This window comes from Thermaurantimonas aggregans (assembly GCF_003851885.1).
Classification (GTDB): Bacteria; Bacteroidota; Bacteroidia; order Flavobacteriales; family Schleiferiaceae; genus Thermaurantimonas; species Thermaurantimonas aggregans.
Map to the genome: position 1 here is coordinate 1 of NZ_BHZE01000005.1, position 19,525 is coordinate 19,525.

At 43.6% G+C, this 19,525-nt stretch carries 18 protein-coding genes; 9 read left to right on the plus strand and 9 right to left on the minus strand.

All coding sequences use genetic code 11. The features are described 5' to 3' along the window. Nucleotides 1-245 precede the first annotated feature (245 nt). Both EIP89_RS03445 and EIP89_RS03450 read left to right on the plus strand, forming a co-directional pair. On the plus strand, nt 246-887 hold the full coding sequence (locus tag EIP89_RS03445) for a CBS domain-containing protein (protein ID WP_160160506.1): 642 nt from the start codon (nt 246-248) through the stop codon (nt 885-887). 1 nt (nt 888) lies between these two features. Continuing rightward, entirely contained in the window at nt 889-1,893 is a 1,005-nt protein-coding gene (locus EIP89_RS03450) for a GSCFA domain-containing protein (RefSeq protein ID WP_124397262.1), read from the plus strand. Here EIP89_RS03450 and EIP89_RS03455 read toward each other — a convergent pair. Beyond that, nucleotides 1,887-3,110, minus strand: a complete 1,224-nt coding sequence (locus EIP89_RS03455) for a DUF1015 domain-containing protein (protein ID WP_124397263.1) — start codon at nt 3,108-3,110, stop codon at nt 1,887-1,889. The genes EIP89_RS03450 and EIP89_RS03455 overlap by 7 nt on opposite strands. 246 nt (nt 3,111-3,356) lie before the next feature. On the opposite strand from EIP89_RS03455, the gene EIP89_RS03460 reads away from it, so the two are divergent. Both EIP89_RS03460 and EIP89_RS03465 read left to right on the plus strand, forming a co-directional pair. Then, nucleotides 3,357-3,854: a hypothetical protein gene (locus EIP89_RS03460; RefSeq protein ID WP_124397264.1), complete on the plus strand. Its 498-nt coding sequence runs from the start codon at nt 3,357-3,359 to the stop codon at nt 3,852-3,854. A gap of 30 nt (nt 3,855-3,884) precedes the next feature. Next, nucleotides 3,885-4,745 carry a DMT family transporter gene (locus EIP89_RS03465; RefSeq protein ID WP_443098077.1) on the plus strand — a complete coding sequence of 287 codons (861 nt, stop codon included), beginning with the start codon at nt 3,885-3,887 and terminating at the stop codon, nt 4,743-4,745. Nucleotides 4,746-4,866: 121 nt separating this feature from the next. Here the strand turns inward: EIP89_RS03465 and EIP89_RS03470 are convergent, their stop codons facing one another. Genes EIP89_RS03470 through EIP89_RS03485 form a run of 4 tightly spaced genes read right to left on the minus strand, consistent with a single transcriptional unit; the run spans nt 4,867 to nt 9,785 of the window. Then, on the minus strand, nt 4,867-6,024 hold the full coding sequence (locus EIP89_RS03470) for a sigma-54-dependent transcriptional regulator (protein WP_124397266.1): 1,158 nt from the start codon (nt 6,022-6,024) through the stop codon (nt 4,867-4,869). Then, nucleotides 6,003-6,947, minus strand: coding sequence for a Ppx/GppA phosphatase family protein (locus EIP89_RS03475; protein WP_124397267.1), 945 nt, complete (start codon nt 6,945-6,947; stop codon nt 6,003-6,005). The genes EIP89_RS03470 and EIP89_RS03475 overlap by 22 nt, the downstream gene beginning before the upstream one ends. Beyond that, nucleotides 6,944-7,783 (minus strand): mechanosensitive ion channel family protein, encoded by an 840-nt coding sequence (locus tag EIP89_RS03480; protein WP_124397268.1) that lies wholly within the window; start codon nt 7,781-7,783, stop codon nt 6,944-6,946. Before EIP89_RS03480 ends, EIP89_RS03475 begins: the two co-directional genes overlap by 4 nt. Nucleotides 7,784-7,787: 4 nt before the next feature. Then, nucleotides 7,788-9,785, minus strand: a complete 1,998-nt coding sequence (locus tag EIP89_RS03485; protein ID WP_124397269.1) for an O-antigen ligase family protein — start codon at nt 9,783-9,785, stop codon at nt 7,788-7,790. A gap of 179 nt (nt 9,786-9,964) precedes the next feature. Here EIP89_RS03485 and EIP89_RS03490 point away from each other — a divergent pair, with 179 nt between their 5' ends. The 4 genes from EIP89_RS03490 to gcvT all read left to right on the plus strand — a co-directional run bounded on the left by EIP89_RS03490 (nt 9,965) and on the right by gcvT (nt 12,702). Beyond that, a complete protein-coding gene (locus EIP89_RS03490; protein WP_245966094.1) occupies nt 9,965-10,312 on the plus strand; it encodes a DMT family protein in 348 nt (115 codons plus the stop codon). Between the two features lie 4 nt (nt 10,313-10,316). Further along, nucleotides 10,317-10,691 carry a rhodanese-like domain-containing protein gene (locus tag EIP89_RS03495; protein WP_124397271.1) on the plus strand — a complete coding sequence of 125 codons (375 nt, stop codon included), beginning with the start codon at nt 10,317-10,319 and terminating at the stop codon, nt 10,689-10,691. Next, nucleotides 10,688-11,311 carry a Tll0287-like domain-containing protein gene (locus tag EIP89_RS03500; protein WP_124397272.1) on the plus strand — a complete coding sequence of 208 codons (624 nt, stop codon included), beginning with the start codon at nt 10,688-10,690 and terminating at the stop codon, nt 11,309-11,311. Before EIP89_RS03495 ends, EIP89_RS03500 begins: the two co-directional genes overlap by 4 nt. Nucleotides 11,312-11,625: 314 nt before the next feature. Next, a complete protein-coding gene (gene gcvT / locus EIP89_RS03505; RefSeq protein ID WP_124397273.1) occupies nt 11,626-12,702 on the plus strand; it encodes a glycine cleavage system aminomethyltransferase GcvT in 1,077 nt (358 codons plus the stop codon). Nucleotides 12,703-12,726: 24 nt separating this feature from the next. Here the strand turns inward: gcvT and EIP89_RS03510 are convergent, their stop codons facing one another. From EIP89_RS03510 to EIP89_RS03525, 4 genes are all read right to left on the minus strand, one after another. Further along, a complete protein-coding gene (locus tag EIP89_RS03510) occupies nt 12,727-13,725 on the minus strand; it encodes a S41 family peptidase (protein WP_124397274.1) in 999 nt (332 codons plus the stop codon). Beyond that, complete coding sequence (locus EIP89_RS03515) at nt 13,722-14,648, minus strand: hypothetical protein (protein WP_124397275.1); 927 nt, start codon at nt 14,646-14,648, stop codon at nt 13,722-13,724. Before EIP89_RS03515 ends, EIP89_RS03510 begins: the two co-directional genes overlap by 4 nt. A gap of 82 nt (nt 14,649-14,730) precedes the next feature. Beyond that, nucleotides 14,731-16,263 (minus strand): cryptochrome/photolyase family protein, encoded by a 1,533-nt coding sequence (locus EIP89_RS03520; protein WP_124397276.1) that lies wholly within the window; start codon nt 16,261-16,263, stop codon nt 14,731-14,733. Nucleotides 16,264-16,344: 81 nt separating this feature from the next. Further along, the gene (locus EIP89_RS03525) at nt 16,345-17,958 is read right to left on the minus strand and encodes a T9SS type A sorting domain-containing protein (RefSeq protein WP_245966093.1); all 1,614 of its coding nucleotides are present in this window, start codon (nt 17,956-17,958) and stop codon (nt 16,345-16,347) included. 185 nt (nt 17,959-18,143) lie between these two features. Here EIP89_RS03525 and EIP89_RS03530 point away from each other — a divergent pair, with 185 nt between their 5' ends. Continuing rightward, a complete protein-coding gene (locus EIP89_RS03530; RefSeq protein WP_124397277.1) occupies nt 18,144-19,520 on the plus strand; it encodes a PhoH family protein in 1,377 nt (458 codons plus the stop codon). Nucleotides 19,521-19,525 lie beyond the last annotated feature (5 nt).

The window sequence follows — 19,525 nt, forward strand, 5'->3', positions numbered from 1 at the left end:
TTGCTGTTTAAAGACTACTCGCCTCACTTAAAATGTCTATGATGGCTCTAATTTACTTCAATTAAGGGTTTTATCAAAATAAAAAAGAAGGCGTCCTTTACTTTTTGGACACCTTCTTTTTGCTTTTTAAAAGAAGATTATCTTGTCTTCAAGCGAATTTTTAAGCTATTGAAATCAGGCATAAATGCTTTTTATCAAATTGCACCTATGTTTGTCAAGCCATGGTAGCAGAAAATTACATATCATTGAGTATAAATCCTCTGAATAGCTCTGATACACTGGCACATGCCATAGAGGAGATGCTACATCATGGCACACAGTCATTACCGGTACTTCAGGATGGAGAATTTCTGGGTGTTGTAAGGCTTGAAGACCTTGAAAATCAATTAGACGATTTACAGAGTTTAAGTAGTTTGACCCCAGAGCTGTTTCGACCGGCTTATGTGCAGGTAGATAGTCATGAGTTAGAAGTAATAAGCGCTTTTGGGGTTTTTAAATGCGACGTTTTAGCTGTATTAGACCGCAATGGTTTGTATCTCGGTAGCATTCAGGCATCTGAACTGTTATATGCCTTTGCACAAGCGATTTCGTTCAAAATTCCGGGCGGAGCTGTGGTGCTTGAATTAGCTTCAGCCGATTATCACCTTAGCCAAATTGCCCAAATTGCTGAAAGTGGTGATGCGCGCATTGTGGCGCTTTACATCACGGAAATTCCAGGCAGCAATAGGATTTTGCTGACGATAAAGCTCAACAAAGAAAATCTGGACGGAATTCTTCAGACCTTCGAGCGCTACAATTACGATATTCGGGCGGTTTTTGCTCAAACTAAAAGTGCAGTTGATTTGATGCAGCGCTACAATCTGCTGATGAAGTGGATCAACATTTAAAATGACCTTTCAGCATCGCATTCTTGGGTTTCCTAAAGTAGAGACAGCTGAAAGGCTGCTTGAAGCTGACGATACTGTTGTGCTATTGGGTTCTTGTTTTTCTGAGAACATAGGAGCCCGACTTCAGCGCCTTTATCATCCCGCTGTAGTTAATCCGCTGGGAATAGCTTTTGACCCAAATAGTCTTTTAAAACATTTAAAACAAGCCTTCTCTGCAGAGGAGGAAGATACCTTTTTTGAGCGCGACGGAATTTATTTGTCCTGGTTGCATCACAGCGCATTCTATGCTGTTTCGAAAGAGGCTTTGAAAGAAAAAATTCAGCACGCGAGTAATGTATTGAAAAAAAGCGTATTAGAAGCTGGTTTGATCGTCATTACACTGGGTACAGCATATTACTATGTGTTAAAGAATGAACAGTTGCCAGTAGCCAATTGTCATAAGATGCCTTCGGGTATTTTTGAGAAAAGATTGCTTGCTCCTAGTGATGTAGAGCGTGTTTTGGAGGAATCAATAGCGCTAATTTCTCAGAAGAATAGTCGCGCATCTATCGTACTGACAGTTAGTCCGGTAAAACATCTACGCGATGGAGTGGTGCAAAACACTCGAAGCAAAGCTCATTTATTGGCTGCAGTACATTCTGTGGTCGATAGGCATAAACAGGTCTTTTATTTTCCTTCTTACGAAATCATAACAGATGTACTGCGCAACTACGAGTACTACGAAGACGACATGGCCCATCCGACTAAAAAGGCAATAGATATTGTTTTTGAATATTTTGTAAATACTTGGGCTACAAAAAATACTCAAAAGCGCTTTACGCGCATTGACCAATTTTTAAAAAATCTCAACCATCAGATTCGAATACCTGAAGCTGAAAGCGCTCGGAGGTGGTTTTTGCAATTAAAAAACGAAAAGGAACAATTGCTGAAAGAGTTTGGCATAGAGCTGAGCCGCGAAGATGATGACCTTTGGAAGGCCTTATCGGCACTTTTTGAACGTCAGTGAATGTTGAGGTCGTAAATGGTCAGACCACTGCGCAATTTGGGCAAGATGTAGGTGCTCTTTGGTGGCATTACAAGTTGTAGGTCTGCTATCTTCTTAATGGTTTCAACGTTGATTGGAGCTAATTCAAATATTAAAGAATATGGGTGTTCTTTAGCCCAATTTTCGGCCTTTTTTCGTCCCTCGGGGGTGGGCATGTAGTGCAGACGTTCGCTTTCTTTAGCATCAGCGATGCCTGCTATGGGATGTAAAATATGATCGAATAAGACGCTGGCATCTAACTGTTTAGCCGCATCCTTACCCACAAACCACTCCGTTGGAATTTTAAAAGTTTTCCATTCAATTCCATTAAATATGGAAATTTCTCCTGATTTTACAGGTTGGCTTGAAGTAATCTCTTGACAACTCGAGTGGATAAATTCCTCAATCTTTTTTTGTTCTTCGGCTGAAGAATTTTCGAGCAAACGGAAAAAGGAATCTATGACTAACTCTGTTTCAGGAAGCATCATAGCCATAAAATAGCCTGACTCATTGGAGGCTGTTCCTTCGCTTAGTAAGCGCTTATATAGCAGAGCTGAAGAGGCTGAACGGTGGTGACCATCAGCTATGTAAACGGCCTCAATCTCTGAAAATGCAGCTCGGATGGTCTCTAAACTATTGGCATCGTCGATCACCCACAATTCGTGTAAGACTTTGTCGGTAGAGGTGAACTCGTATTCTGGTCGCATCAGTAGGTAGCGTTCAAATACTTGGTGAAGTTTCATTTTCCAAGGGTACATCATCAGTACTGGTTCGGCATTGAAGCCAGTGTGGTATAGATAGTCGGCAAACATCTCTTCGCGACGGGTGAGGGTGTGCTCGTGAATTTTGATGCGGCCTTCATTGTAATCGAATACACTCACAGCACCGATAAGGCCAGTAAATACATGTAGAGGGGTGGATTGGCGATAGAGGTAAAATGCTGGTCGTTCATCAGCAATAAAGATACCATCGCGATAAAAGTTTTTAAATGTTTTTCGAACCAGTTTATACTTTTCAGTGCCTTGAATGTTATGAACTCTGGCTTCTTCAGGATTAATGACGTGTAAAAAAGTGTAAGGATTGTTGTTGAGTTTATCGATCAATGCTTGTTCGCTGTAAGAAACGTATGAGCGTGTGGCCACTAAATATGCCTTGTCGCGCGTAGGGCGAATGGCTTTAAAAGGTCTAAAATCGATCATTCAAATATGCACATTAGTAAGTGCAATGTTAAGTACTATCATCGGATGTGATTTTACTTTTTATGTGATCTTCTTTTGCCTTAAAGAAAAGGCTTATCAAAGGTATGGGTATGTGAGCAAGGGACTTGAAAATGATTAGTAATCAATTGATAATCTTTTTTAGTCAAATATAAGTTGAGTGTGGTTCAAAGGGTAAGCGAAGGAACTAAGTGTATTAATACCTTGCTATCAAATATTTGAAAAATCTTGACAGACGAGCGCACAAAAAATACATATATTGAGGTTCAGAGATTTCGCCAGTGGTACGCCTACCTTTTATTCGTATTGCTATTGCTGATGAGTCTATGGATGTTTTATGAAGGATTTTTAGTTCCTTTGATTAAAGAGGGAAAAATCGAGGTTGAAGCTTTGGTTTTTTCGATGATGATATTCGGAGCCTTACTCTTTTTTTGGTTCATTCGGTTGACAATCAAGATAGAAGATAAGGGGATAATCATACACTACTTTCCATTTAATCGAGAATCTCACAAATGGGATGAAATTGAAAAAGTTGAAGTTGCGGAGTACCCATATGCAAATAAAGGAGTTAGATGGTCAGAGGAATTAGGAATTGTGTACAGCCTACAAGGGTATAAGGGTGTGCATATACGCTTTAAAAACGGAGAAAAATGCTATGTGAGCAGTCTGAATGCTCAGATGCTGCTTAAAGAAATCGAAAAGAGAATCGCGCAACTCGAGGGATGAATTTTCTTTGCGGCTCAAAAAAAGAGAGAAGTGGTTTGGTTTGTGTTAAGCATTGTTTGTTCAGTACTTATATTTTTGATTTTCAATATTTTTCCAAGATTTAATGTCAATACATTTAAGGCGATTGTGGTCAATTATTTGGTTGCGCTCGCGCTGGGCCTTATGGTTGATTCAGGAAGTGTCTTAAAAAACAGTAGGTTAGACTTTTGGCCGTATGTGATTTTGATAGGGTTTTTGTTCATCACGCTCTTTGGACTGATGGCGAAGGTAACGCAAGAGTATGGTGTAGCAGTGGTGTCGGTGGCTGTGAAGATGTCATTGGCAATACCTGTAGTGTTTTCTCTGGTATATTTTCAGGAACGGTTAAGTATTTTAAATGGAGTAGGGATTTTGTTGGCCTTTCCAGCGCTTTTGCTCAGTGTTGTTAACACTTCAGGAAGTAATGGAAGGGTTCAAATAGGTTTTATGCCTATTGTATTGTTTATAGGCAGTGGGATACTCGATGCCTTACTTAAATACGTGCAGCAGGTCCATCTTACAGAAGAAACGTCAGCACTTTTTTCAGCTTTATGTTTTGGAAGTGCTTTTGTATTTGGTGCAGCCACGCTGATAGGAAGGCGAATACTCAAAGGTGATACCTTGATGGATATGAGGTCTTTCATCGGTGGGATTGCTCTGGGCATACCCAATTATGGGTCAATTTACTTTCTGGTGCGAGCTTTACAATTGCCTGGAATGGACGGATCAAGGGCTTTTCCAATAAACAATATGGGCATTGTAATACTTTCGGCTTTGGTATCTGTGCTGATTTTCAAGGAAAAAATTACTACTGCAAAACGATTATCCATTTTCTTGGCCGTGACAGCCATTGTGCTGATGAGTGGAGTTTAATGTTTTTGTGGTGATTGTGTTCTACCAATAGGTTTTTTTCTACCTTTTTTAAATTTTACCTACGTCGGTAACCGAATTTGAATGATGGTCAAATTTTGACAAAGGAAAAAATACAAAAAATTTAGACGTACCTACGGGCTTCGTCGAGGGTAACGGGATTGCTGCCGAGAATCATTAGGCGCTCAACGACGTTGCGCAGTTCGCGTATGTTTCCTGTCCAGGGCAGCCCTTGTAGGTGTGCAATGGCGTCGGGAGCAAATTTTTTTGGAGGAAGTCCTTGCTCTTCGCTGATTTTTCTGGTGAAGTAGTCGATCAGGAGCGGGATGTCTTCTTTGCGCTCAGCAAGGGTGGGCATTCGGATGATGATGACCGAAAGTCGGTGGTAGAGGTCTTCGCGGAAATTGCCTTTTGCGATTTCCTCTTGCAGGTTTTTATTGGTGGCAGCTATTACGCGTACGTCAACGTTGATGTCTTTATCGCCACCTACTGGGGTGATTTTGTTTTCTTGCAGGGCGCGCAATACCTTGGCTTGAGCGGAGAGACTCATATCGCCGATTTCGTCGAGAAAGAGTGTGCCGCCATCAGCGAGCTCAAACTTGCCTTTGCGGTCCTTAACAGCAGAAGTGAAGGCACCCTTTTTGTGTCCAAAAAGTTCGCTTTCAATGAGTTCAGAAGGTATGGCTGCGCAGTTGACTTCGACAAATGGTCCCGAGCTTCGGTTTGACTTTTCGTGGATTTGACGAGCAACGAGTTCTTTGCCGGTACCGTTTGATCCGGTGATGAGCACGCGAGCGTCGGTTGGTGCAATTTTATCAATCATTTCTCTTACGACCTGTAGGGCTGGACTTTCGCCCACCATTTGGTACTGGCGGTTTACTTTTTTCTTGAGGATTTTGTTTTCGACGATGAGGTTTTTACGGTCGAGGGCATTGCGCACCGTGTTGAGCAGGCGGTTGAGGTCGGGCGGTTTAGAGAGGTAATCATAGGCACCGGCTTTTATGCACTCGATGGCTGTGTCCATATCTCCGTGGCCTGAGATCATTACTACTTGCGTGTCGGGCGAATGTTCGCGGTAGTAGCGGAGTACTTCCACCCCGTCTTTTCCAGGCATCTTGATGTCGCAGAGGAGTAGGTCGTAAAAGTTGTCGCCAGCCATATCGATGGCTTGCTGGCCATTCTCGGCTTCATCTATTTGATAGGATTTGTTTTCATTCAGCAATATGTCGCGCAGTACTTTGCGGATGGCGCGTTCGTCTTCTACAATGAGGATTCTTGCCATGTACACTGGTTGTTTAGGATTTGGAACATAATGCCTTCCTTGAGGGCAAAAGTGGAGAGCAGAATTTTTTTGAGAGAAGGGATGGAATGCAGGACAATTTCGAGCTGGAGGGCCGACATGTGAATGGTATCGGCTCTAAAAGGTTCCATGCCTGGCATTTGAAGCCGTTGTTCTTGATTGCTTAATAATAAGGAGTTAAGCAATTCTAACAGAATATTTCTCGGAAATTCAAAACCATTATTGGGTTTAATGTTTTGGTTTTGAAGCTTGACGATCATATCGGCAAAAGTGTCGAAAGAGCCGGAGGAGCCTATCAAAATCTCAGGGTGATGCACGTCGCAGGCAGAGAAAAGGTCTTCGAGTTCATCGCGCACATATTGACGTATGGCGCCGAGTTCATCTGCAATAGGTGGATCATGAGGTTTGAAGGTTTCAATCAATCGGCTGCCTCCGATGGCGTAACTCTGTTTCCAAAGCATTTTCTGGCTGTTGCCTATGATAAATTCTGTACTTCCACCGCCAATGTCCATCACCAAAAATTTCTCTTTTTTTAGGTCTGAAATGGAGTTTTTTACGCCTTCGTAGATGATGCTCGCCTCAGTAGTGCCATCGATGATGTTTATGTGTACACCGGTTAATCGCTCAATATCGGCAGCAAACTGTGGTCCGTTGGTACTGCTACGTACAGCTGAGGTGGCAAAGGCGTACACCTTGGCTACATTGTGGGCCTGGCATGTGGCGAGATGCTGCTGCATGGCATCAAGACCTCGCTGATAAGCCTCTGGTTGAATTTTGCGCTCGCTGAGACCGCCTTTACCAAGTTTTACGGCAATTTTGTCATTGTAGATAATTTTTCCAGTTGATTCTTCGAAAATCAACAGGTTGAACGTATTGGTTCCGAGGTCGATGACTGCTAAGTTCATGGCTTTGTGGTATGGGGGTGGAGGTAAACGTCGTTTTGAGGAATGGCGAATCTAAGGTTGTGTTGTCTGAAAAGTTTATCGATTTCAAAGCGTATTTGGCTTTTGACCATTGGAATTCCAAAGAGGTTATTGCTGTATATAAAAAGATCGAAAACCAATCCGCGAGGGCCAAAGTCATTGAGCATTACCCGCGGATGAGGCTCATCAAGCACGTCTGGATGACTGGCTGCAGCCTCTAACAACAATTTTTGGATCAAAGCGGCATCAGAGCCGTAATCGGCTGTAACAGTTATGTTAAAACGTGTTGGAATTTGATTATGGCTCCAGTTGATGATTGGAAAATTTGTGAGCTTAGTATTAGGAATCACAACGGCGATATCGTCAAGGGTATTTACGATCGTAGCTCTTAGTCCGATTTCTTGCACTTTGCATACCAAGCCATTTACTTCAATAACATCCCCAACGGCAATGGCCCGTTCAAAAAGGAGAATGAGACCGGCGACGATGTCTTTGAAAAAGTCTTGAAGGCCTAAGCCAATGCCTACCAAAATGGCAGTGGAGCCGGCAATAAGCACCGTGATTTTGGCGCCTGTAGTTTCAATCGCCAGCACTATACCGATTACATAAATTAGGTACACTAGTATCTGGTAGAGTGCGTGTGCTTTACCCGACTCAAGGCGGTTTTGATGGACGAGCTTCCGGAAATAGAGTTTTAGGAAATAAAGTGATAATCTGATAATTAGGTAGATCAGCACAAACACCACCAGGTTGATCACCCGGAAGTGAATGGTGCCGATGGTAAATAATTCAAATTGAATAAAATCCTTTACCGTCATAGTTTTAATGGGCTGTATTGGCGTTTCGTTTCTGAAGTTGTGCTTTGCGCTGGTTCAAGAAATTGATGTAGTGCTGTACCAATAGTTGATCGTTTTCTAGAGTGTGTGGAGGGGTATTTTGGAAGAAGGGGATCAAGCCGCGCGGATACTCGCCACTGGCAGCTATGGCTCTCAAGCTGTATTTGATGATTTTGTGGATTTTAGCTTGGTATTGAGGCATTTCCCATTTGGGTTCGTAAACGAGATTTAGCGTATTGAGGGCGTCGTTGTGGTAGCCGAGTTTGTGTTCGACTTCTGCTTTGTTGAGCAAAGCTGCTGTGTAGCGGGGTGCGATTTTCAATGCTTTGATGTACCACTCACGTGCCATCAGCAAGTCATTTTGGGCTTTGTAGTAGTTGCCCATCTGGTTCATGCTGATAAAGTGATAGGGTGTAAGCCCAAGGGCTTTTTCGTACATCTCTTTCATCATCGGCCAGTTTTGAAATGCCATATAGCCTAATCCCATGTAATAGTACATTGTATTTCCCACACGATCCACCACAAAGTAGTCGCTAATAGCACTTTCAGCCAGAGGAATTATGCGTCGTGCATCTTGTCGGGCATTGGCTTCGAGCACTTTTACACTTATTTTCTCGCTTTTTAATTTTTGATAGGCTGAATAGGAGCTTGCTAATCCAATCCCTACAAAAATAAGCGATGTCCACGATGGTAATCTGATTATACCCTTATGCGATTTTGAAAGTACAAATGCTGCTGTAGAAAGTATTAGTAATTGAATTTCAGGTCTCTCTAATGGAAAGTCAAAAAAGCTAAATCCTAAATATCCCACAATACTGAGCAAGGAAATGAGCATTTGGCGTTTTACCAGATGCTCTTGTGAACTCTTTTTTACGGAATAAGCCGTGGCTAGTACAAGTATCCAAAATGCACTAAAAAAGAGAAAACCAAAAATTCCGCTTTCTGTCAGCACCCACAAAAAGTCGTTGTGCGGCTGAGGCAACACTGTTTCACCGTCCATTACTGACGTATTCATGCCCTCAACACCGTATTTAGGAAACCAAAATTGCCAGTTCCCTGCACCCACCCCTAACGGATTTTCTTTAAACATTTCAAGGGAATTTTTCCAAAACTTTAGCCGATGGTTTAAGTTAGTAGGGTCAATTATTTGATGGCGCGAAATGTAAATACTGCCAACCAGCGTAAAGAAAGCTAGCGAAAAAGGTATGATGCGCTTGTAAGTAAGCTCTAGTTGCCGGCTATTTCTGAGCCAACGAATGGCTGAAGGCAACAGTAATAGTAATGAGAGAAAAAGACCTACCCAGGCAGCGCGCGTCCTCAACAATCCTATCACAACCAAAGACATCCAAAAGCCGGCTAAACCCAATACTCTATATCCAAAATCAGAATACCTCAGCACATAATACATCCATGGCAGTACAATCAATAATGCCCCTGAAACCAGATTCTTGTGACCAATGACAGACTGAACGCTGTACATCTGCTGTAGAATATCTTCTTTCTTAAGCAATAACAAGATCTGAAACAGTGCCACTAACGATATAATGACAGCCGCTGCAGAATACAAAGTAGTGAGATGGCGTTCATCGATACTTTTGCGCCTTAGGAGATTGAAGAGTATCAGAAAATATGCAACTGACAGACCGTGACGTATGAATTCAACCCGTGCATCAACCTCTACCAAAGCATTGGGAATCAGAAATGCCATTGTAATCCACCACCCAAAAAGTGCTATACCTGCATAGTGAATCTCGAAAGTTTGATTTTTAAACCTCTGAAAAAAATAGAATCCAAGAAGTACTGTTAAGAGTCCGATGGCGATTTGTCTGGGCAGTTGTGCCGGATCGGGCAGAATCTTATCGAAATAGAGAAAAAACAACCCACAAGAGAAAACTGTCCAGATTAAAAAAGAAAATGTGCCACTCTGTGTCTTATTTCCGGCCGATTTTTTGGTATTGGTTTTAGCTTCAGCGTTTTTACCCATCTTTTTATTGTGAATAAGTTAATGCTCCGATTTCTGTAAAAACCAAGTTTTTTCTATCATCGTACAAATATGCATCGGAATGGCTGCCAATTGTAATCACAGCCATATTATCCAACGTCTCATGTACATTCGCCGTAAATATTTTTCAGAAGAATAAAATGAAAGGTATCTTGAGTATCGTGCTCCTGGTAATGAGCAACACCTTTATGACGCTGGCCTGGTATGGTCATTTGAAATTTAAAGAGTGGAAATGGTTTGAAAATGCCGGTATTGTGGCTATTGTGCTTATTAGCTGGGGTATAGCCCTGTTTGAATACTTCTTTCAGGTACCGGCAAATCGCATTGGCTTCAAAGGTAACGGTGGGCCATTTACCCTTCTACAGCTCAAAGTCATTCAGGAGGTCATTTCTATAACTGTATTCTTGATCTTCGCGTTGGTTTTTTTTAAAACAGAACAACTTCGACCAAACCATTTGGTCGCATTCGTTTTAATCGTGATAGCAGTATATTTGGTTTTCAAAAAATAAAGTTATGAAAATCAAAAGACTGGCATCCTCAGGATTGTTCTTTCTGTTAATAGCTTGTTCGAATAATTCCTCTACGTCCACCCACACCGATATCGATGCCACTACTTTCGATACATGGCGTCAGAGTCCAAATGTACTTGTGCTCGATGTGCGGACACCTGATGAATTTGCCGCCGGGCACGTTGAAGGAGCCCTTAACGTCGATTATTATGCTTCCGATTTTGAAAATCAATTGAAAAACCTGCCTAAAAAAGATACAGTGCTGGTTTACTGCGCAAGTGGTCGCCGTAGCTCAGCCAGTGTAGAGGCATTGAAAAAAGCTGGCTTTACTTACATCGGAAATTTAACTGGAGGGTACAATAATTATAAAAATCGATGAAAAAGTACGCTGTATTCCTTGTGCTTCTGTCATTTATCCTCTTTTACAAGTGCGGACAGAACGCCAGTGATGCATCAGAAGAAACCCAAAGCCAATTCACAGGGCAGGCGCGGATTGATGCGCAGAAAATCGTTTCCGTAGCGCAAAGCGCACTGCTCGCAGAGCTGCAGAAAGGCCTCGAAGGCGGTGATCCTGCAAAAGCGGTCACCTATTGTAATGAACGCGCATATCCCGTGACCGACAGTCTATCGAAACACTTTGGTGTGATGATACGCCGGGTAGCCCTCAAGTACCGCAATCCGGCCAATAAACCCGACTCCATCGAAACGGCCGTACTCCAGCACATGGCCGAGCTATCTGCCAAGGGTCAAATTCCACCGGCGCAGACCATCGACCTCTTCGACGGCTACATCCGCCACTTTGAACCCATCATTATGAAACCTCTGTGCCTCAATTGCCACGGTGTTCGCGAACGTGGCGACATTGCACCCGCGACTATGGACGAGATTCGCAAGCGCTACCCCGATGACCGGGCATACGATTTCAACCTCAATGAACTAAGAGGTGCATGGGTAGTATATATGGCGGCTAATTCAGCTCCAGATCAAAAAAACAAATAATTTTTTACTCGCATTTTCACCCAATCAGCTGTCTTAAGCAGGCAGCTTTTTTTTTATTTTTTGGGGGGCGTGCCCCTCACTTCCTTCGCTTCGCTCTGTCGTTCGGGTCGGTCCCTTCCGGGCTCGCTGTTCGCTCGGTGCCTCACTTCGCTCGGCACTGCCGGCTCTGCCGGCACCCTACAGGCACCTCACGCGGCAGCAGCCTGTCGGCTGCTAACCTATTAACCGACTTTACAACTCGAATCGAAAATTTTTAAAATCATGTGAAAGTAGCTGTTACATTCATGTAGCTTTGTTCCCAAAAATCAACTTTAATGAAACAAACTGCTCTCACCCATATACACCGGGCCATGGGTGCTAAAATGGTGCCTTTTGCCGGTTTTGAAATGCCTGTACAATACGAAGGTCTTATCGCAGAGCACCACGCCGTACGCCAGGCTCTCGGTGTTTTCGACGTATCGCACATGGGCGAATTTTTGGTCGAAGGTCCTGAAGCTCTTGATTTGATTCAATCTGTCACTACCAACGACGCCTCAAAACTCTTCCCAGGCAAGGTACAGTACAGCTGCATGACCAATGAGCAAGGCGGAATTGTGGACGACCTGCTCGTGTACATGCTCGCCGAAAATCGCTACATGCTCGTAGTTAATGCTTCAAACATCGAAAAAGACTTCCAGTGGATACAGTCCAAAAATCGTTTCGACGCACGACTTACAGATATATCAGATCAAACCTCACTTTTAGCTGTTCAAGGCCCTAAAGCCGCTGAAGCCATGCAGTCGCTCACCGATGTTAAGCTATCGGATATGGGTTATTACACCTTTCAGTATGGCCGCTTTGCAGGCATCGATCATGTACTGATTTCTGCCACAGGCTATACCGGAGCCGGAGGCTTTGAGCTCTATGTGCCCAATGAGGCTGCGGAAACTCTTTGGAAAGCCGTGCTCGAAGCCGGCAAGCCATTTGGAATAAAGCCTTGTGGATTGGGTGCACGCGATACCCTGCGCCTCGAAAAAGCCTTCTGCCTATACGGCAACGATATCGATGACACTACCAATCCCATCGAAGCCGGGCTTGGATGGATTACAAAATTCACCAAAGCATTTACCGCCAGCGATATCGTAAAAAAAGTAAAGGAGGAAGGGCCCAAGCGAAAACTCGTTGGATTCGAAATGATCGATCGCGGCATTCCACGCCATGACTATCCGATACTCAACGATCAAGGAGCAGTGATAGGTAAAGTCACCTCTGGTACCCAATCGCCTTCTCTCAACAAGGCCATCGGTTTAGGTTATGTAGCTCCTGACTCATCCGCACCCGGTAGCGAAATCTACATTGATATTCGCGGCAAGCAGCTAAAAGCTGTGGTGGTGAAGACACCTTTTTTGTAAAATATAAATACAATTATCTGAAAATCAAAGAAGTTCCTGGAGTGCCCGCTCGATGATTTCATCGCGAGTGAGGTCGCTCCAGTCAAACGAAGCCGGAATTTGCGGGGGTACACCGTCTTCCGCGTAATTATTGCCTTGTAAGTCGAGCAACTGGCTTACAGAAAAGCGATAGCGCCAACCATTGGGAAGCTGACCTCCGTTTGGCAACCCACCACCTCCGCCGGTGGTGTCGCCTATCAGCGTAAGATTAGGCAAGGCAAGGCTGAGAACGGCAAAAAAAGTAGTAGCACTGTATGAACCTTTGTCGATCAGCACCATCACTGGTTTGAGATAGCGTACAGAGCCATCGGGGGTGATATAAAAACTTTCTCTTTTGCTGAAGTCAGAGTGTCCCGGACCATTTCTCGTAATGGTATAACCTGCCAAAACTCGCTCATTGGTAAATCGACTTAGCAAGAGCGGCACATTGAAAACAGATCCCCCTCCGTTTGATCGAAGGTCAAGGATGATCCCTTTTGTGTCCTTGTAGCGGTTAAGCACAAAATCGAGTTGTTGACCCGAAAAGCTGCTCATAAAGCTCGAATACCGGATATATCCCACCTGTCCGCCGGCTAGGAAATCATGAAAAAAAGGACCGGTTACCCAGCCGTTTGGCACATAGTATTGCTGTACTGTGCGTGCATTGTAGTTGGCCGGCGAGCGCAATTCGATATTGAATCGAGAAACATTAAAGGGCGCCACCAGATTGGTGTGGTCGTCGCGAAGTGCGTTGAGCATGGTAGCTAAAATCTCAAAGAGTTCAAATTCAGAAGATTGGCTACTTAGCTTCGGTCTTAAAGTATCACGAACAGCATTCCAATCGATGTTTTTTAATTCAAAATACGAATATTTTTTGTCCACTTCATTCCACAGGTAGTCGAAATTGACTAATGGATCGGCTGATGCGCGGTCTTTTTCAAAAAGTACTTTTTCACAACCCGATAAAACAAAAATCGAGGTTAGTAAAGCGAAATAATTTTTCATTCTTTTCTGCGAATTTTACGTTCGAAGTAATAGGTAAATCCAGCGCTATGCGTAGCCATCTGAAAGGCTTCATGACGGCCCGGAGCATGCAGTGCGTCCCAATCATAGAAAAGCGAAAAGGCGTTGCCATTATGCAGATACCAAAGCCATTCGATGTGAGTCTGTAGCCTCCATCCGTTCATCGACCATTTATAGTTGGCAAAAATCCATTGGAGCGGGTGGGTTTCAGTACCGATGATTTCAGCATCATAGGCATAGGCATAGCCCGGTCTGAAGTTGAAATTCAGCAATCCTGCATTCATTTGAACGCGCAGTTCCCTGCGTCGCTCCTTCAATTTGACTTTAAATAAATAAAAATTCAGCTGTCGTTCCCGTTTACGTGTCATATCTCGTGTTACCAATCCTGTGGCCATCAAATTCGAAATGTTTTCCAGACCTAATGCGTTGTTGAACAATCCCGGATTAAGCCGAATATTTTGTGTAATGACAAGGGAAGGACCAACCTTGAAATTCCACATGTCACTTGAATACTTATTACTTCCGAATAAATAATGATAATACACCTGCATACTAGTGTAGGTAGCAGTGCTGATGGAACTGAGCACAGTGCTCTCAGGTGCCTGGCCAAATGCCGTAAAAAGACCAAAACGAAGGTCGAGTATCTGCTCTCGGGTGGCTGAGCGACTATGGTTGCTGGTGGTCAATAATAGGCCCGGCCCTGTGTAGAAAAGTGGTGAAGTGGCAAAGTCGCGGTAACTGACTAATCCTGTGGCAAATGTGCCGCTGAAATACTCACGCGTGGCGGAAGCATCAAAGCTTGCAGAGGGCACTAAGACTTGCTCTGATTTTTGACTAAATGATTCTAAATGAAGGGATAGAAATAGGAAAGGCAGAAAAACGGTGTGAAGAGAAATACGGCGCATCTTTGAGAGATTCTTAACAAATGTATGATTTACTACTGTGAATGAACGTCAAACTTGAGACAAATCTCGTAAGTAGAGAGGACTAAAGTTCATTCATCATATGCAAATAACTTTCCGCTTGATTTAGAATTTTGTTCTTTTCAGATTCTTCCATTTTGTCCCATGTTTGATACATCATGCCAATGCGCGGATTTTTTTCGAGCAGGGATCGATTTCGACTGTAAAAGTGCCAAAAGAGGCTGTTAAAAGGACAGGCACGCTCTCCATAGCGCATCTTGGGGTTGTAGTAGCAGCCATCGCAGTAGTTGCTCATCTTTCTGATGTAGTTGGCCGATGATACATACGGCTTAGTTCCAACGATGCCCCCGTCTGCAAACTGGCTCATTCCGCGGGTGTTGGTTATTTCTACCCACTCAAAGGCGTCGATGTAAATACCTAAATACCAACGATCTACTTCATCCGGGTGGCAGCCGGCCAGCAGAGCAAAATTGCCTGTGACCATAAGTCGCTGAATGTGGTGGGCATAGGCCATTGACAGACTCTGGCCTATGGCGTGACGGAGGCAGTTCATACGCGTTTTTCCGGTCCAATACCATGAGGGCAATGGTCGGGTATGATTGAAGAAGTTGAGCATAGCATATTCCGGCATTCTGGCCCAGTAAATGGCACGCATGTATTCACGCCATCCAAGTATTTGACGCACAAATCCTTCTATTTGTGACAGGCTTATTTCGTCAGGCCGGCTTTCCCACTCATCCACACAGCGACTAATAACTTCGAGTGGGTGTAAGATTTTGATGTTCAGAGCAAACGACAGGCGTGAGTGGTAACCTGTGGCGTAGTGCGTGTGCATGGCGTCTTGAAAGGTGCCAAACCACGCTAATAAGTTTTTGGCAAAATACTCCAGCAGCTCCAGTGCTTCCTGCCGGTTGATGGGGTAGTGTATTTCATTACCCGGAATGTGGCCGATGGTTGTAATCCCTAGTTTTTTAACAAGTTCGACAATTTCATCGGCTTTGTGATGAAAGAGTAGAGGAGCGGGTGGCACGTGATTTTTTGGATAGGCCTGGCGGTTTTCAGCATCGTAATTCCAGCGACCGCCAATGGGTTGGCCGTTGTGATCGAGTAAGATGTTGTATTTCTTTCTGAAATGCCTGTAGTAGGTCTCAAGGAGATGCATTTTTTTGCCGGCGAAAACTTCCGCAAGACTGTTTCGATCGGCGAGAAAGTGCTCTGAGCTCACCATTTTCACCGGTATTCCCAGCGCATTTTTTAGCTCGGCCAACATTTTATCTACCCGATATTCGTCGGGTTCTTGATATTCCACCTGCTTAATGGGGTATTTATTGCACAGCTGTATAATATTTTTTAAGAAAGATTGCTGATTCTGAGGATGATCGAGGGTGAAATATTCGACCTTATGCCCTTTACTTCCAAGTTTTTCGGCAAAGGCTCTCATAGCTAGAAAAATAGCGGCTATCTTCTGAATGTGATGTGCTACATAATCGGTTTCTGACCGCACTTCCATCAGGGTGTACACCACATCTGAACGGACTTCTGTAAACCAACTGTGCTGTATGTTGAGCTGATCGCCGAGAATAAGTCGAAGTATCATCGTAATTCCAAAAAAACGCTTAGCTAACAAATACAAAAGCCGGCATGTTCGGCCGGCTCGTGGTGATCTAATCGTTTAGGATTACTTTTTTAGAAGTTTACGAACGACGTAATACCTGTTTTCAAAAACGACTGTCAGCAGCAGTTCTTCCTTGCTGGTAGTGCTGAGACCTTTTACTTCAATGTCATTTTTACCCTCATAGCTGTGCAGTTTGTCGGAGCTCAGCAGGATTTGTCCCTTTGAGTTGGTAATGTAGTATCGAAAGTCTACAGGTCGCTCTGCTTTAAACGTAAAGGTAAAGTCTTTTTTAAATGGATTGGGATACACTTCGATCTGATAAGGATTCTCACCTGATAATTTCTCTTCTCTCTGTCCGATGGTTTGAGTTTTTTTCAGCCATACTTCGTAAATCCCGGGGTCGGCTGAGGTCAGGTTGGTTTGATTGTTTGAAAAAGGATTTAATGCCGTACTCTGGATGCCTCCATAGATGTAGCCCACCAGAACACTGTCTTGAGTGATTTGATGAAGTTTCACCACTTCATTCGTATAGTGTGGAACGGCATGATTCAGAATAAACTCGGCAGATGAACCTTTCAGAGACGGCATTTCTACAGGCAGTTTATACTCAGTCAGTTGACCGTTGGCATCGCGCGTCACCCGACTGATGGTTCGTACAAAGGGCACTTGATTGTCTTGTATAAGCTGGCCATTTTGGTAGTAGTATTGGCTCATACCCCCGAAGAAGATGGTGTGCATGCGATTATTCACACTGTCGTAAAGGGGCAACACGGCACTGTGGTAATTGCTCAGGTATTGATTAAAATTCGGCTGTGGAAAGTATCCCGAATCAAAAATATCTACCGGATACAGATAAGGCAAATCAGCATTAACCTGAAAAACCCCCGAACTGATCATCAGACCTTGCTTACCGTTAGGATAGATCTGAGGCACCAGATTATAATCTCTGCGATGCAGATGTATTGGATCGGTGATCGCAGTAACGTTTCCAAAACTCAGCTGGGACCCGGAGTTGTTAACTGTAAATTTTCGAATTTGATTGGTGTACCTTTGAGTAAAGGTCGGATTGTTCATCGGATTGTAGCGCCCGTCGAATCTGTGACCACCTACCAGGTAAAACACATTGTCAATCATCTTCAGATGTCCGCCCGTTACAGCAAACAGCGTGTCTTGTATTTGTTTGATAAATGAGCCGATGGATTGGTTGTTTTTAATGGCATTAATTACCTCTGATACACGTACGGTGGAAAGGTAAGGAAAAGTAATATGCCCATTGGCTGAGGCCGAAAAGGCATATCCACCGATGATGTACAGCGTATCGCCCTCTTGATGAAAATTCATATTTGTCGATTGAAACTGCTCGCGGATTCCGGTTGGGAGGCTATTGACCGAAGCTGTCCAAAATTGCTTGGCTACGGGGTCAATTACGTAAATATCCGTATTGTTCATCGAAGCCGGGAATGCATTAAATGGCTGACGAGCATGAAGACCGTCTTTTCTCCCACCGATGATGAGCCAAGTTCCTTGGTGCTGACCATAACTATAGGAATGTAATCCTGGCAGATTCTGGATCACAAGAGGCTTTAAAGAAAGTTCATAAGGAAAATCACTTTGTCCTTTCACACCAGGAATAACAGAAATTGCTATGAGCAGACTGTACAAAAATTTATTGAACATTTACAAGAATTTTGTATGCAAAAATGATTGAAACTTTTTATAAAAAAACTAAATGTGGTCACCTATATTCATTACCAAAGTCAGTTTTGTCCATTTGTGAATAATTTGTTTAAAACAAGCTAATAAGAAAGAAATATTCATTGAGGATTAAAAATATTTTAGCTATACACAAATGCAAAAACTCAATGGCTGAAACTGCCAAATTTGTCACAAAGAAACTTTCTGCCTCTAAAAAGAAAATCTTTGTACTCGACACCTCCGTAATCCTGTACGACCACAATTCCATTCAAAATTTCCAGGAACACGATGTGGCAATTCCAATTACTGTATTAGAGGAATTGGACGAATTCAAAAAGGGAAACGATACTAAAAACTACGAAGCCCGGGAATTTATCCGCTTTCTCGATCGCAAGGCCAAAGACAAAAGCCTGACTGAATGGATTTCGCTCAACGGCGGCAAAAAGGGTAACTTCAAAGTCATCATGAATGCCGTAGGTGGAGAGGTAGATGCCACACGCGTGTATATGGGCAATAAAATGGACCACCAAATCCTCAATGCCTGCATTAATCTGAAAAAGGAAGAACCTAAACGCCGAGTGATCCTCGTGACGAAAGACATCAACCTTCGCCTGAAAGCCAAAGCCCTGGGAGTAGAAGCCGAAGACTACGAAACCGGCAAAATCAAAGACCTCGAAAATCTCTACACCGGTAAGGCTGAAGTCGATGGCTTTGTGCCTGAGATCATCGATGCGCTCTATCAGATAGGTAGCGTCGAACTGGAAAAAATTCAAAAACGCCGAAAGCTCTTCAAGCCTGAAATCAATCAATTTTTCATCCTGCGCTCCAGCCGTAATACTGCACTGGCCTATTTCAACGGCTTTACCTCACACCTCGAGCATGTGCCAAAACACACAGCCTATGGCATCAAGCCACGCAATGCCGAACAGGCCTTTGCCATTCATGCATTGCTGAATAAGGAAATTAAACTCGTGGCTATCTCCGGAGTAGCCGGCACTGGTAAAACCCTGCTAGCTTTGGCCGCTGCACTGGAGCAAAGGCGCGACTTCAAGCAGATTTACCTAGCTCGCCCCATTGTGCCCTTGAGCAATAAAGATATTGGCTATCTGCCCGGCGATATGAAGGCCAAAATCAATCCCTATATGCAGCCCCTTTGGGACAACCTTAAATTTATCAAAAATCAATGGGATGAAAAGGACAAGGAAGCTAAAGCAATTGACGAAATGTTGGAAAATGAAAAAATTGTCATCACCCCTTTGGCCTACATACGTGGCCGAAGCTTGTCAAATATCTTTTTCATCGTAGATGAAGCCCAAAATCTTACCCCTCATGAAGTGAAGACCATCATAACACGTGCTGGCGAAAACACTAAAATCGTTTTTACCGGTGATATCTTCCAAATTGATACCCCCTATCTCGACGAGCAATCAAACGGGCTCTCCTATATGATTCACAAACTGCGCGGCCAGAAACTCTTTTCACACATAGCCCTTGAAAAGGGCGAGCGCTCCGAATTGGCCAACCTTGCCAATGAGTTGTTGTAAAATTG